Origin of the sequence: Salmonella sp. 741265116_PST (assembly GCF_046567715.1) — a bacterium.
In the GTDB taxonomy this organism is placed as follows: domain Bacteria; phylum Pseudomonadota; class Gammaproteobacteria; order Enterobacterales; family Enterobacteriaceae; genus Salmonella; species Salmonella enterica.
In genome coordinates this window covers 44,017-58,459 of the sequence record NZ_JBKFPH010000021.1, presented here as the reverse complement: position 1 = coordinate 58,459, position 14,443 = coordinate 44,017, and the positions used below count along the sequence as shown (strand labels likewise).

Annotated in this window: 11 protein-coding genes; 6 read left to right on the top strand and 5 right to left on the bottom strand. The window is 53.0% G+C overall.

What is annotated here, in order from left to right; genetic code table 11:
* Positions 1–223 precede the first annotated feature (223 nt).
* Positions 224–1,624: a DUF1996 domain-containing protein gene (locus ACLD11_RS15335; protein ID WP_411015080.1), complete on the top strand. Its 1,401-nt coding sequence runs from the start codon at positions 224–226 to the stop codon at positions 1,622–1,624.
* Positions 1,625–1,707: 83 nt separating this feature from the next.
* Here the strand turns inward: ACLD11_RS15335 and ACLD11_RS15330 are convergent, their stop codons facing one another.
* The 4 genes from ACLD11_RS15330 to ACLD11_RS15315 all read right to left on the bottom strand — a co-directional run bounded on the left by ACLD11_RS15330 (position 1,708) and on the right by ACLD11_RS15315 (position 6,226).
* On the bottom strand, positions 1,708–2,301 hold the full coding sequence (locus tag ACLD11_RS15330; protein WP_001524257.1) for a molecular chaperone: 594 nt from the start codon (positions 2,299–2,301) through the stop codon (positions 1,708–1,710).
* A gap of 89 nt (positions 2,302–2,390) precedes the next feature.
* Entirely contained in the window at positions 2,391–3,164 is a 774-nt protein-coding gene (locus ACLD11_RS15325; protein WP_108638555.1) for a dimethyl sulfoxide reductase anchor subunit family protein, read from the bottom strand.
* Complete coding sequence (locus ACLD11_RS15320; protein WP_000816143.1) at positions 3,157–3,783, bottom strand: DMSO/selenate family reductase complex B subunit; 627 nt, start codon at positions 3,781–3,783, stop codon at positions 3,157–3,159. The genes ACLD11_RS15325 and ACLD11_RS15320 overlap by 8 nt, the downstream gene beginning before the upstream one ends.
* 13 nt (positions 3,784–3,796) lie before the next feature.
* On the bottom strand, positions 3,797–6,226 hold the full coding sequence (locus ACLD11_RS15315; RefSeq protein ID WP_076727843.1) for a DMSO/selenate family reductase complex A subunit: 2,430 nt from the start codon (positions 6,224–6,226) through the stop codon (positions 3,797–3,799).
* A 374-nt stretch (positions 6,227–6,600) separates the two neighbouring features.
* On the opposite strand from ACLD11_RS15315, the gene ACLD11_RS15310 reads away from it, so the two are divergent.
* The 5 genes from ACLD11_RS15310 to fumA all read left to right on the top strand — a co-directional run bounded on the left by ACLD11_RS15310 (position 6,601) and on the right by fumA (position 12,760).
* Positions 6,601–8,232, top strand: a complete 1,632-nt coding sequence (locus ACLD11_RS15310) for a sensor histidine kinase (protein ID WP_000682903.1) — start codon at positions 6,601–6,603, stop codon at positions 8,230–8,232.
* Complete coding sequence (dcuR, locus tag ACLD11_RS15305) at positions 8,229–8,948, top strand: two-component system response regulator DcuR (RefSeq protein WP_000611307.1); 720 nt, start codon at positions 8,229–8,231, stop codon at positions 8,946–8,948. The genes ACLD11_RS15310 and dcuR overlap by 4 nt, the downstream gene beginning before the upstream one ends.
* Before the next feature lie 316 nt (positions 8,949–9,264).
* Entirely contained in the window at positions 9,265–9,531 is a 267-nt protein-coding gene (locus ACLD11_RS15300; protein ID WP_076727836.1) for a hypothetical protein, read from the top strand.
* A gap of 146 nt (positions 9,532–9,677) precedes the next feature.
* Entirely contained in the window at positions 9,678–11,018 is a 1,341-nt protein-coding gene (dcuB, locus tag ACLD11_RS15295; RefSeq protein WP_000899149.1) for an anaerobic C4-dicarboxylate transporter DcuB, read from the top strand.
* 95 nt (positions 11,019–11,113) lie between these two features.
* Positions 11,114–12,760: a class I fumarate hydratase FumA gene (gene fumA / locus ACLD11_RS15290; protein ID WP_000037190.1), complete on the top strand. Its 1,647-nt coding sequence runs from the start codon at positions 11,114–11,116 to the stop codon at positions 12,758–12,760.
* A 131-nt stretch (positions 12,761–12,891) separates the two neighbouring features.
* Here the strand turns inward: fumA and melA are convergent, their stop codons facing one another.
* On the bottom strand, positions 12,892–14,247 hold the full coding sequence (gene melA / locus ACLD11_RS15285; RefSeq protein ID WP_411012011.1) for an alpha-galactosidase: 1,356 nt from the start codon (positions 14,245–14,247) through the stop codon (positions 12,892–12,894).
* Positions 14,248–14,443: the final 196 nt, after the last annotated feature.

Sequence of the window (14,443 nt, the reverse complement as noted above, 5' to 3'; positions counted from 1 at the left end):
TGAGGGTTATCACAAAAAGCCCGATTTTAATCACTAACGTACCCTTTTTGTAAATTGACATAATCAAGAGGAGGGTAGTTTCGGCTAATTATTTAAATAGTACGTCTGCAAATTCGCCCCTGTATGCAGGGCGAATGACAAAAAGTGATAATTAATGAGATGTAACACCGCAATCTGATCTGCTATTGCTGCTCCCACTTCTATTCAACCGGGCAGCAAAAAAATGAAACTCAACCTTATTACCGTCAGCCTGGCTACGCTCGTTGCCGCTGGCGCATTCCCGGCCCATGCCGGTCCTCAGGCGCATGTCGTGTGCGGCTATCACCACACGCTGGGCGATGACGCGATTATGATGTTTGGTAAAGCGAATCAGGCGATGTGGCATGACTTTTTTGGCAACACCCACACCGACGCGGTCTCTACCTACCAGACGTTGCGCGCGCAACCAGATACCACCTGTGATAATAAAGCCGACAGCTCCGCTTACTGGGCGCCGTCCATGAAATTACCCGATGGTGAAATCGTAAATCCCGCCTACCAAAAGACCTATTATCAATCCACAAATGTTGCGCAATATCCGCTCCATCCATTCCCGGCCGGGCTGGAGTTACTGGCAGGCGATCATCACGGTACTGGCCCCAGTTCCGCAATCACCTTTTTATGTGCCAACGGCAAAGGTTACACCAACAAGGTAGGCGAAATATGCGGCCTGCGTAAAGCGGGCGATGCCGTCCAGTTTAATATCGGGATCGCTTTCCCCAACTGTTGGGATGGCGTCAACCTGAAACCGACCCATAGTCACAATAACGCTATCTATGCCGACCACGGGAAATGTTCCGCAGACTATCCGGTCAAAATCCCGACGGTTAATATGAACATCGCCTGGGTACTCCCGCAGATCTCCTCGCTGGATACGTCCAAAGTAGAATTGTCGATGGACCCGGTAATGCATGGCGAAACCCGGGAAGAGCGCTGGGGAAGTCTTTATACCGCCCATGCCGATTTTATGAATGGCTGGACGGAAGATGGCGCGCAGTTTATGACGGATCTGTGTATGAATCAGGGACTGGATTGCGGCACTACGGTTCCTTACGCCTACAGTAAAGCGGAAGAAAATACCTGGGTAAGCAGCGAAGACGACAAGCCTCATGCCAGCGTCGATACCTTGTACGTACAGGATGACTGGACAAATGGCGGACGCACGCAGCACCCGGAAACGCTCACGCTGGTGAAATTTAAGATCCCGCCCCTGCCTGCCAATATGGACACTTCGCTATTCAAATACCGTATTCGCCTTTTTGGCGGCAAAACGGAAACGAACGGCGCCGATCAAATTTTCTTTTACCCGACCAGCAATGACTGGCACACCAGTACCGTGTCCTGGAACAATAAACCGGCGATCAACTACCGTTCCGATGCCGTATTATATCTGGACCATTCACATGAGTATCGTATGGTTGATGTCGATAAAGCGGTGCGCAAAGCGCTGGCGGAAGGGAAAACGGAAATATCCTGGTATATCGGCGGCGACCGTCAGGGAAATCACTACGATTTCACGCCAGCGGACTCAAAACAGAGCCTGGTGCTGATGCTGACCGGTTTCAAAAAGACGCCGGAGCTGTAATAGTAAACTGTGCCCGCTGACGCAACAGCGGGCACGATGGCGGCACAAGTATTACGGCACGCCATCAAAACCCGACCAATACCTCAGAAAAACAACCGTTTATTCTCAGGCTGTAGTCCCTGTTGCTGCTGAACATCCTGCAGATAACAGGTCGCTACGACGGCAAGCCGGGCATAGAAGGCGCTAACGGTATTGCGTTGCAGCAATTCCAGATAGCGGAATCCCCAGGGCAGCAGATGCGCCTCCAGTAACCGGTTGGCCGCCACGTTGTCGCCTCGTGCCAGCAGATCGCTACAGGCCAATAGCATCAGGCCAAACTGATCTTCCGGCTCGCGTTCACGGTCAGTGAATACCATGCCCTGCGACTGTAAAAAAGCTCGATAATCGGCGGTGGTTTCCCCCATCAGCAAATTATCTTTTTCCAGATAGACCGATCCCCAGGGCGGGACGGGCATCTTTCCCTGGCCTTCAAACAACACAGAAAATTGCCATGTAAGCGCATCATCATCCGGTAGCGACCATGACGCACACAGTGATTCAATAGGTCCACGATCGCGCCAGGGGTAAAGCTCAGGCAACGTTGGCAAACAATCGAACAACGCTTTCACCTCCGGCCTCTCAGGGGAGTAGTAAAACAGTGCGCCGAGGATACGCGGCAAAACAGCACGGGAAGGCATAGCAATAGCTCCTGAAATATTTCGCCTGATGACGCTACGCTTATCAGGCTTACATGGCATAAACCGGGCAAAAAACTACAAACTACAAACTACATTGGCAGCGTCCACAGATTGTAAAACGCAATCCTACCCGCCAACTCCGCCGCGATAACCACCACAGCCGTCATGGCCAGCACAGTAGCGCTCGATTTCAGGCGCGCGCAGACCACCACCCCGACCACGCCCGCCGCCAGCAATATCGCCTGGGCGGTAAACCAGCTATGCTGCGCAGCGGTCAGAGCGCTATCGGCGCTCATCAGCGTCGCCATATAGCCCGGGCGCAGACAAAAGCTCACCAAAATCGCCAACACGCTGACCAGTAGCCCCAGACGGCGCACGCCAAACAATGCCGCCAACGCGCCGCCGCCAATCAACGGCGTCAATATCATCATTGCCGTGGTGTAAGATGAACGCCAGGTCGCCACCGTCGGCAGTTGGTAAATCTGCGGAACGGCGTATAAGAAGACAACTCCGACTATCGCCGCCAACCAGACCAACGCGTTACACAGCGGCGTCGCCCGGTTCAGCAACAAACCGAGCGCCCCCAGCCCGCCGAGCGCCGCAAAAGCCGCCGACAAGACAATCTCGTTACTCATCGGCGAATGTCCGACGCGCAGCAGCATATTCAGCGCACGCAGCGGTTGCCCGACGTGGAAGGTGCCGATAATGACGCCCAGCCCAAACAGGCACATCACCGAGAACAGACCGATAGCCTTGCGCCGCGGCGCGACCAGCCCCATTGCGCCGCCAATCAGCAGCAGAATAAACGCGCCGACCGCGCTCTGGGTAAAGACCGTAAAAAAGACCAGCGGTAACTCATGCATGGCGCACCTCCCGAATGTTCATGATTGCGCCTTCCGTATCGCCCGTGGGTCTCGCTTTCGGATGCGGTTTAATAATGAGGTTAGGATGGGTGAACGACGCCGAAGGCAGCGGCGCGATTTGATTCTCCGTGCCATATTTTGCCCGTAATTCATCGACAGGGCCGAAATCCAGCGCTCGCTGCGGGCAAGAATCCACACAGATAGGGCGCAGATTGTTCTCCAGTCGGTCAAGACAACCGTCGCATTTACGCATCACGTTCGCCTGCGTATCAAACTGCGGCGCGCCGTAGGGGCAACGCATTTCACAATAGCGACAGCCGACGCATACGCTGTCATCCACCACGACCAGACCATCTTCTTTGCGTTTATGCATCGCCCCGGTTGGACAGCCGGAGACACATACCGGCTCATCGCAATGGTTACAAGCAATAGAGAGGTAGTAGGTAAAGGTGTCGTGATGCCAGCTTTCCCCCTCTTTCACCCAGCTTCCGCCGCCATATTCATAGACGCGGCGCAGTTTCGGACCGACATCCAGATCTTTATTATCCTTGCAGCTTACCTGGCAGGTTTTACAGCCTGAACAGCGCGAGGAGTCAACATAAAAGCCATACTGTTTCATCGTACATCACTCCTTAAGCGCGTTTAATTTCAACCAGATTGGTATGCTGCGGATTGCCTTTCGCCAGCGGCGAAGGATGGTGGCTGGTCAGCGTATTGATACAGCCGCCGACATCAACGCCGTTGCCGTCAAGCCGCGTCCACGCGCCCTGCGGCATCGCCGCCACGCCGGGTAAAATGCGCTGGGTCACTTTACAGGGAAGCTCCACCACGCCGCGGTCATTGAATACATGCACCCGATCGCCGGACTTCAGTTGGCGGGCGCTGGCGTCAATCGGGTTAATCCAGACTTCATCCGGCACCGCCTCATGCAGCATCAGCACATTGCTGTAGGTCGAGTGGGTATGCCCTTTGGTATGGAAGCCGCTTAACTGCAACGGATACTTCGCCGTCAGCGCTTTGTTAAGGTGCGACTCTTTCGCCGGACAAAATTCCGGCAATGCGGGAATTCGCTCGCCTTCTGGCAACGTCCACGTTTGCGCCAGATCCGCCAGCGCCTGGGAGTAAATTTCAATTTTGCCCGACGGCGTGGAGAGTGGATTAGCCTCGGCGTCGGCGCGGAAATCGGCAAACGCAAGGCTCTGCTGCTCGGTAGCGATACGCTGGTCAATCACGCCCATCTCTTTCGCCACGCTCCACTCCGGCAGGTATGGACGTTTTTCACGGATCTGCTGATAGTGCATCTCCGCCCACTGCGCCTGAGTTCGGCCCTCGGTATATTGCTCGCGCAGTCCAAGATGCCCGGCGATATCCGCGCAGATGTCATACGTGCTGCGCACTTCCCACATCGGTTTAACGGTTTTCTGAATCGCAATCATATAGTTATGCGATCCCGCCGCATAGGAGCTGTCCACCAGGTCTTCCGCCTCAAGATAGCTGGTCTCCGGCAACAGCAGATCCGCATACATCGCGCTGGGCGTCATATGGTTTTCAATCACGATAATGGTTTCACACAGCGATTCATCCGCGAGAATTTGACGGGTGCGGTTTGTTTCGCCGTGCTGATTAAGCAAAGTATTACCGGCCTGGTTGAAAAACAGCTTAATTCCGGTTTTTAGCCTGTCCGCGCCTTTCACACCCATTGTCGTCGCGGTCATTTTCTCCGGATGCTGAATGGCGTCCGTCCACAGATAGCAAGGAATAGAGGTTGTGATCGGATTCTTACCGACAGGCAACAATGGCACGCCATACGGCGTACCGTAAGGCCAGTTGCCATTGTTGGTGCCGGGCCGCCCGAAGTGGCCGGTTAACGCTGGCAGCGTCTGAATAGCACGCACGGTTTGTTCGCCGTTGGCATGACGCTGCGGCCCCCAGCCCTGGCAAATATAGCAGGCGCGCGCCGAGGCGATTTCGCGCGCCAGTTGGCGAATACGCGTTGCCGGAATTCCGGTGATATCCGCCGCCCATTCCGGGGTTTTCGCGATACCGTCATCGCCCGTGCCAAGAACATAATCTTTATAGCTGGCGTTAGGCGCAGCCGTGTCCGGCAAGGTGCTACGGTCATAACCGACGCAATAGCGGTTTACCAGCGCCTCGTCGAGAAGCTGTTCGGTAATCAGCGTATGCGCTATGCCGGCGACTAACGCAGCGTCCGTGGTTGGGCGAATCGGTAGCCATTCGGCGTGTTCGGTAATCACCGAATCGGTATAGCGCGGATCGATAATAATGACTCGGGCTTTCGAGGTCTCCAGCGCCCGGCGCAGCTCTTCAACCTGACCGCCGCCGGACATCCGCGTTTCTGAGAGATTCAGACCAAATAGCACCACCAGATCGGAATGCGCGATCTGCGTAAAATGGCTACCGACATAATCACCGTGGGTATAAGGCGTGGCGGTGGCGATTTGCGCCGTGGAATAGGTGTTGTGATAATTTAAATAACCGCCGGTGAGATTTAATAATCTTATCCAGGCGGGCCTGCCCTGCGTATGATAATATGCCCCGGATTGATAATTATAATAAATAGCTTCCCGGCCATATTGTTCGCTAACGCGCGTTAATTCCGCTGCAATAAAGGCCGTGGCCTCATCCCATGAAATACGTTTAAATTTTCCTTCACCGCGTTTTCCCACTCTTTTCATCGGATACTTAATGCGATCCGGGCTATAGACGCGCCAGCGACTGGAACGCCCACGCAGGCAGGGACGAATCTGATGCTCGCCGAATACCGCGTCATCTTTCGCGTCTTCCGGCTCAATGCGCACGATGCGATCATTTTTCACGATAACCTTAAGCGGGCATCGGCTGCCACAGTTGACCAGACAGGCGCTGTGCCTGACGGTTTCGTCGTTGGCATCCTTCGGTATCGGGGTATCCTGCGCCTGGGCAGTGGTAGCAAAAGGCAGCGTAATCGCCTGACTTAGCGTCACCGCCGCCCCTACTTTTGCAGTAGCGACAATAGCATCACGTCGGGTTATGGTTGTGTTCAGCCATTTTTTTATTTCCATTTTTTATTTCTCACATTGCTTCCATAATTATTAATAATATGTAATGAAAACTAATCATAATAGATTAAACATTAGCGCTGATTGATTGTGATCAAACGCATTCTGAACGTCAGTAAAAATAAAACGTGACACCGCATACGTTATTATAAAAATTAATGAAAAATTATTTTATGCAATTCTGATGAAAATAAATTACCCATCACGGTATCCGGCGATATTAATTAACGACATGACGTTTGCCAGTCGACATGAGCAGGTAGCGCCCCCTACAAGGTAAGACGGGCTTTTCAACACTGGAGCAACATCGCCTATGCCTTTGAATTAGACGCCTCATCAGGGATAATAACCTTACGATTCGTCCGCTCAGGTCCACTATGAAACACTCCCTGCCATGCCGGGCGTTACGCAAACGCCCCATGAAACTCGGCACTACCGTCATTCTGATGGTCAGCGCCGTTTTGTTTTCGGTGCTCGTTGTGGTCCATCTGATCTATTTTTCGCAAATCAGCAGCATGACGCGCGACGCGTTGGCAGATAAAGCGCTGGCGGTGGCGCGCTCGCTGGCGGACTCTCCGGCAATTCGCGAGGGGCTGAAAAAACCGCCTGCGGAAAGCGGCATTCAGACGCTCGCCGAAGCGGTGAGCCAGCATAATGGCTTTTTGTTTATTGTGGTGACCAACATGCAGGGCATCCGTTATTCACACCCAGAAACGCAGCGAATCGGCCAACCGTTCAAAGGCGATGACATTCTGCTCGCGCTGCAGGGAAAGGAAAACGTTGCCATTAATCGCGGCTTTCTTGCCAAAGCGCTGCGCGTTTTCACACCGGTTTATGATGAACGCCACCGGCAGATCGGTGTGGTAGCGATCGGCCTGGAACTCAGTCACGTTACGCAGCAGATCAACAATAGCCGCGGCAGTATTATCTGGTCCATTCTGTTCGGCGCTCTGGTGGGGTTATTAGGCACGTATGCGCTGGTCAAGGTGCTAAAACGTATCCTGTTTGGCCTCGAACCCTATGAGATCTCAACCCTGTTTGAACAACGCCAGGCGATGCTGCAGTCAATCAAAGAGGGCGTTATCGCCGTGGATGATAGCGGCGAAGTCACGTTGATTAACCATGCGGCGCAGGCGCTGCTCGATTATCGAAAAACGCAGGATGACGCCAGATTATCCACCCTGAGTCATGCCTGGTCGCAGGTGGTGGACATTAGCGAAGTGTTGCGTGACGGTACGCCGCGCCGCGATGAAGAGATTATCGTCAAAGGCCGCCTGCTGCTGGTGAATACCGTTCCGGTGCGCAGCAACGGCGAAATTATCGGCGCGATATCCACCTTCAGGGATAAAACAGAAGTTCGCCAACTGATGCAGCGGTTGGACGGGATGGTGAACTACGCGGATGCGCTCCGTGAACGATCCCACGAATTCATGAACAAATTACATGTGATTCTGGGATTATTGCACCTGAAGAGTTATAAGCAGCTTGAAGCGTATATTATCAAGACGGCCAATAACTATCAGGAAGAGATCGGTTTGCTGCTGGGTAAAATAAAGTCGCCGATTATCGCTGGCTTTTTGCTCAGTAAAATTACTCGCGCCTCTGATTTCGGGCACAGCCTGGTGATAAGCAGCGACAGCCAGTTACCGGATAATAACAATGAAGATCAGGTTACGGTGCTGATTACGGCGCTGGGTAATTTGATTGAAAACGCGCTGGAAGCATTGAGCCAGGAATCCGGCGGCGAAATCAGCGTCTCGTTACACTACCGCCATGGCTGGCTGCATTGCGAAGTGAGCGATGACGGTCCGGGTATCGAACCTGAGCGCATCGAGGCGATTTTTGAAAAAGGCGTCTCGTCGAAAGGCGCCGAACGCGGCGTCGGTTTAGCGCTGGTTAAACAGCAGGTTGAAGCGCTTGGCGGCGTAATTTCCGTGGAGTCCGAGCCTGGGATCTTCACACAATTTTTTGTACAGTTACCCTGGGATGGAAAAAGGACCAGCCTATGATCAATGTATTAATTGTCGATGACGATGCGATGGTCGCGGAGTTAAATCGCCGCTATGTCGCGCAAATCTCCGGTTTTCATTGTTGTGGAACCGCTTCGACGCTGGAAAAAGCGAAAGAGTTTATCTTCAACAGTGAAAATCACATTGACCTAATCCTGCTGGATATCTACATGCAGCAGGAAAACGGATTGGATCTGCTGCCTGTCCTGCACAGCGCAGGCTGCAAAAGCGACGTTATTGTCATTTCTTCTGCCGCTGACGCCGCCACCATTAAAGATTCGCTTCACTACGGCGTGGTGGATTATCTGATCAAGCCTTTTCAGGCCACGCGCTTTGAAGAAGCGCTGACCGGCTGGCTACGTAAGAAAACGGCGATGGAAAAACGCCAGTATTACGAACAGTCTGAGCTTGACCTGCTCATTCACGGTAATTCATCCAGCGAGCAGGAGCCTCGCCGGCTGCCAAAAGGGCTGACGCAGCAAACGCTACGCACCTTATGCCAGTGGATTGATGCGCATCAGGAGCAGGAATTTTCTACCGACGAGTTGGCCAACGAAGTGAATATCTCGCGCGTCTCCTGCCGTAAATATCTCATCTGGCTGGTGAATTGCCATATCTTGTTTACCAGTATTCATTACGGCGTGACCGGCAGGCCGGTTTACCGCTACCGCGTTCAGCCGGAACATTACTCTTTACTGAAACAATATTGTCAGTAAGGATACCGCATAAAGCCGACGCGAAGCGTTATATCCTGGTAACATTTATTATAACAATGCCAATAAAAACGCTATCACATTAATAACAAATCTGGGAAATTGTGTCAGATCAAATATACTCAACCCAGGCCTGTTAACGTTATTTTCTATTATTACAGCGCTCTGCGCTGTTTTTAATTTCAAAACGCTAACAAAAGTTAATTAAGTATTATCCCATGCCGAGAGTGTGTATTTTTATTAAAAAAGGGATTTGTCCGGAATTTTCCTGACACTTAAATAAAATTATGTTTGTAGCAATGGAGCTTGTGCTACGCCTATGGACAATACGTATATTGGTGAGCAGATACGCGTCTCCACACGCCATACTAATAATTTAAAAAAATGGCGTGACAATGATCACATAAGTCACATTCTGTTCGCTTTATCTCGTGATTTACCTGATGGCGAGACACAAAAATTAAATAATAAACGCCTGTTTTTAAAACAGACAAATCATAATTTACTGTTCTCGCTGACTCCACCTGCCCATCGCCAGAGGGTACTCCCCTCTGAACATCACCATCGCAAGAAAATAATTACTTAAAGCAACTCTGTAAAAAGCTTAATCGTTAATCGTCGCCACTGGCGCATTGAATATTCGCCATTTCCTGATGCTCATTCACACAAATCAGAAGATGGCTGTGATCCATTTATCAAAATTGACTGGGTTTATCGCGAGGATAAATAAAAATGTTATTTAGTATACAGCTTCTCATAATATTAATATGTCTGTTTTATGGTGCCCGAAAGGGCGGGATCGCGCTCGGGTTGTTGGGCGGTATTGGTCTGGTCATTCTGGTGTTTGTTTTCCATCTCCAGCCAGGTAAACCGCCCGTTGACGTAATGCTGGTCATTATCGCGGTAGTCGCCGCGTCGGCAACGTTGCAGGCGTCAGGCGGGCTGGATGTGATGTTGCAGATTGCCGAAAAGCTGCTGCGCCGCAACCCCAAATACGTCTCTATTGTGGCGCCGTTCGTCACCTGTACCCTGACGATTCTGTGTGGGACAGGCCACGTGGTCTACACCATTTTGCCGATTATCTATGACGTGGCGATCAAGAATAATATCCGTCCGGAACGTCCAATGGCGGCCAGTTCTATCGGCGCGCAAATGGGCATCATCGCCAGTCCGGTTTCCGTCGCCGTTGTTTCTCTGGTAGCGATGCTGGGCAACGTGACATTTGACGGAAAACATCTGGAGTTCCTCGATCTGCTGTCGATCACCATCCCGTCTACCCTGCTCGGTATCCTGGCAATCGGTATTTTTAGTTGGTTCCGCGGTAAAGATTTGGATAAAGACGAAGCGTTTCAGAAATTTATCTCCGTACCGGAAAACCGTCAGTACGTGTACGGCGATACCGCGACGCTGCTGGATAAAAAACTGCCGAAAAGCAACTGGCTGGCGATGTGGATCTTCCTGGCGGCGATTGCCGTGGTCGCTCTCCTGGGCGCGGACTCCGACTTACGCCCAACCTTCGGCGGCAAACCGTTGTCGATGGTGCTGGTCATTCAGATGTTCATGCTGCTGACCGGGGCGCTCATTATCATCCTGACCAAAACCAATCCTGCGTCTATCTCAAAAAACGAAGTTTTTCGTTCCGGTATGATTGCGATTGTCGCGGTATACGGGATCGCCTGGATGGCGGAAACCATGTTCGGCGCGCATATGTCGGAAATTCAGGGCGTGCTGGGCGAAATGGTCAAAGAGTATCCGTGGGCCTACGCCATCGTTCTGCTGCTGGTCTCCAAGTTTGTTAACTCCCAGGCAGCGGCGCTGGCGGCGATTGTTCCCGTCGCGCTGGCTATCGGTGTCGATCCGGCGTATATCGTGGCCTCTGCGCCGGCATGTTATGGCTACTATATTCTGCCGACCTACCCAAGCGATCTGGCGGCGATTCAGTTTGACCGTTCCGGCACAACCCGTATTGGCCGCTTCGTCATTAACCACAGCTTCATTCTGCCGGGTTTGATTGGCGTGAGCGTCTCCTGCGTCTTTGGCTGGATCTTTGCCGCAATGTACGGATTCCTGTAATGGCCGCGCGCGCCGCCCGGTTATGCGCGGCGCGCGACTTAGAGTCTGGCCCATGAGGCTCTTAATACATTTTCTTACTATTAGGCTGGAAGCACATGTCGAAAAAAGAGTTTATCTATCAGGCGCCTTTCCCGATGGGAGAGGACAAAACAGAGTATTATCTGCTCACCTCCGATTATGTCAGCGTCAGTGAATTCAACGGAGAATCTATCCTCAACGTTGAGCCGCAGGCGTTAACGTTGCTGGCTCAGCAGGCCTTCCATGATGCGTCTTTTATGCTCCGTCCTGAACACCAGCAGCAAGTCGCCGCCATTCTCCATGACCCTGAAGCCAGCGAAAACGACAAATATGTGGCGTTGCAATTCCTGAGAAACTCCGAAATCGCCGCCAAAGGCATTCTGCCGACCTGCCAGGATACCGGCACGGCGATTATCATGGGTAAAAAAGGCCAACGCGTCTGGACGGGCGGCGGCGATGAAGCCGCGCTCTCCAAAGGCGTGTTTAATACCTATATCGAAGATAACCTGCGCTACTCGCAGAACGCGCCGCTGGATATGTACAAAGAGGTCAATACCGGCAGCAACCTGCCAGCGCAAATCGATCTTTATGCCGTCGACGGCGACGAGTACAAGTTCCTTTGCGTGGCGAAAGGCGGCGGTTCAGCAAACAAAACGTATCTCTATCAGGAGACCAAAGCGCTGCTCACCCCAGGCAAGCTGAAAAACTTCCTCGTTGAGAAAATGCGCACGCTGGGCACCGCGGCCTGTCCGCCATACCATATCGCCTTTGTCATTGGCGGCACCTCGGCGGAAAGCACGCTGAAAACCGTTAAACTCGCCAGCACCCACTATTACGACGCGCTGCCGACGGAAGGTAACGAGCACGGCCAGGCATTCCGCGATCTCCACCTGGAACAGGAACTGCTGGAAGAAGCGCAAAAACTTGGCCTCGGCGCCCAGTTCGGCGGGAAATATTTCGCCCACGATATTCGCGTAATTCGCCTGCCGCGTCACGGCGCTTCCTGTCCGGTGGGGATGGGCGTCTCCTGCTCGGCAGACCGTAACATCAAAGCGAAAATCAACCGCGAAGGCATCTGGATCGAAAAACTGGAACACAATCCGGGCCAGTATATTCCGCCAGCGCTGCGTCAGGCGGGCGAAGGCGACGCGGTGAAAGTCGATCTCAACCGTCCGATGAAAGAGATCCTCGCCCAGCTATCGCAGTACCCGGTCTCGACTCGCCTGTCGCTGACGGGCACCATTATCGTAGGTCGCGATATCGCCCACGCGAAGCTAAAAGAGCGTATTGAATCCGGCGAAGACCTGCCGCAGTATATTAAAGACCATCCCATCTATTACGCAGGTCCGGCAAAAACCCCGGCAGGTTATCCATCTGGCTCATTAGGCCCCACCACCGCAGGCCGAATGGACTCTTATGTCGATCTACTGCAATCCCACGGCGGCAGTATGATCATGCTGGCGAAAGGCAACCGTAGTCAGCAGGTCACGGATGCCTGTAAAAAACACGGCGGCTTTTATTTGGGCAGTATCGGCGGCCCGGCGGCGGTACTGGCACAACAGAGCATTAAGCATCTGGAGTGCGTCGAGTATCCGGAACTCGGCATGGAAGCTATCTGGAAAATTGAAGTAGAAGATTTCCCGGCCTTTATCCTGGTGGATGACAAAGGCAACGATTTCTTCCAGCAGATTGTCAGCAAACAGTGCGCTAACTGCGCGAAATAACCTGGCAGGCCCGGCGTTCTACCGGGCCGCGTTATCGGTTAATTGCCGGATGGCGCTACGCTTTCACGCTACGTGGCATTGACAATCAAGCCCATGATGGTGCCGGATCTGCCATCCAGCGCGGCTGGAGATTAACGGCGTAACCAGGCCGGAAGCCAGTCGCCATGCGCGGCGATCAGATCGTCAACCAACGCATAGATTTCTTCGATACCCAGCACCGCCGCGGTATGAGGGTCCATCATCGCCGCGTGATACACGCGATCGCGGTTTTCCGTGAGGATGGCTTCGGTCAACAGCGTTTGCACGTTGATGTTGGTCTGCATCATCGCCGCCAGATGAGAAGGGATCGTCCCCACCTTCGTCGGCTGGATGCCGTTGGCATCCACCAGACAAGCCACTTCCACGCAGCTTCCCTGCGGCAGGTTATCAATCAGCCCCTCATTACGCACATTGCCGTAAATCACGCTCGGCTCGCCGGTCCACAGAGCGTTCATAATGGTGCTGGCGTACTCGCGGGACGGTTTGATGTCGATACGCTCGGCGGTTTTATACTCCTCCAGCTCTTTATGCCAGTTCGCCAGTTGTTCTACACAGCGTTTCGGATATTCATCCAGCGGCACCTTGTAGCGCGCAATCAGATCCTCGCGTCCCGGTTTAATAAACCACGGCGTGTACTCGGCAAAATGCTCTGATGATTCGGTGACGAAGTAGCCCAACTTTTTGAACATCTCATAGCGCACAATGTTCTGGCAGCGTTCATTGCCGTGAATATTGGGCTTCGGCGCCTGTCCGGCGTCATAGGCCGCCAGCAATTCAGGATAGAGATCGACATAAGTCCCGTCAGCCGTTTTGCGCTCCAGTTCCAGGTAAAACGCCATGTGGTTAATGCCGGCGCAGCGGTAGCGCAGCGAGGCGGGATCGATATTCAGGTCGCGCGCCAGTTCTTCCGCCGTTCCCTGTACCGAGTGGCACAGGCCGACCTGTTTGATATGCGGATAGCGGGCATACATCGCCCAGGTATTCATCGCCATCGGGTTGACGTAATTGAGCATGGTGGCTTTCGGACAGACTTCCGTCATGTCTTCGCAAATCCGCCACAGATGCGGGATAGTCCGCAGCGCGCGCATAATGCCGCCCGGCCCCAGCGTATCGGCGATCGTCTGTTCCAGGCCATGATGCTTACAAACCTCAAAATCGGTCACGGTGCAGGGTTCATAGCCGCCAATCTGAAAGGCGACCACCACGAAATCCGCATCCTGTAGCGCCGCTTTCTGGTGGGTATGGCAGGTAATCCGGCCAGAAGCGCCCGCTGAGTCCATCAGTTTCCGTACCACAATGTGCGACTCTTCCAGCCGGGTTTCGTCAATATCCATCAGGGCGACATGCGCTGATTTTAGCGCCTCGCGGTGAAACACATCGCCGAGGATATTTTTAACGAAAATCGTAGAACCTGCGCCGATAAAGGTAATTTTGGGTGCCGTCATCATGACTCTCCAGAACAGTAGTGAACATCTTCATGGTGGCACGCGTTCCCGGTGAAAACCTCCGTCTTCCCCGATGAGCATTCCCGAAAACTCAGATCGTATGCTGACGCGCGGAAGATCTGAGTTTTTGGGGCAAAATGGCGTAAAAAGCAGAGTATTCGGCCTGAAAGTCAGGCTACGCTCTACAATATCGACGGAT

What these genes read in the sequence shown, in the direction of transcription:
- ACLD11_RS15310 (WP_000682903.1), top strand. Translation starts at nt 6,601, where the DNA reads ATGAAACACTCCCTGCCATGCCGGGCGTTACGCAAACGCCCCATGAAA.
- ACLD11_RS15320 (WP_000816143.1), bottom strand. Translation starts at nt 3,783, where the DNA reads ATGAAACAGTATGGCTTTTATGTTGACTCCTCGCGCTGTTCAGGCTGT.
- ACLD11_RS15325 (WP_108638555.1), bottom strand. Translation starts at nt 3,164, where the DNA reads ATGCATGAGTTACCGCTGGTCTTTTTTACGGTCTTTACCCAGAGCGCG.
- ACLD11_RS15315 (WP_076727843.1), bottom strand. Translation starts at nt 6,226, where the DNA reads ATGGAAATAAAAAAATGGCTGAACACAACCATAACCCGACGTGATGCT.
- dcuR (WP_000611307.1), top strand. Translation starts at nt 8,229, where the DNA reads ATGATCAATGTATTAATTGTCGATGACGATGCGATGGTCGCGGAGTTA.
- melA (WP_411012011.1), bottom strand. Translation starts at nt 14,247, where the DNA reads ATGATGACGGCACCCAAAATTACCTTTATCGGCGCAGGTTCTACGATT.
- ACLD11_RS15330 (WP_001524257.1), bottom strand. Translation starts at nt 2,301, where the DNA reads ATGCCTTCCCGTGCTGTTTTGCCGCGTATCCTCGGCGCACTGTTTTAC.
- dcuB (WP_000899149.1), top strand. Translation starts at nt 9,678, where the DNA reads ATGTTATTTAGTATACAGCTTCTCATAATATTAATATGTCTGTTTTAT.
- ACLD11_RS15335 (WP_411015080.1), top strand. Translation starts at nt 224, where the DNA reads ATGAAACTCAACCTTATTACCGTCAGCCTGGCTACGCTCGTTGCCGCT.
- fumA (WP_000037190.1), top strand. Translation starts at nt 11,114, where the DNA reads ATGTCGAAAAAAGAGTTTATCTATCAGGCGCCTTTCCCGATGGGAGAG.
- ACLD11_RS15300 (WP_076727836.1), top strand. Translation starts at nt 9,265, where the DNA reads ATGGACAATACGTATATTGGTGAGCAGATACGCGTCTCCACACGCCAT.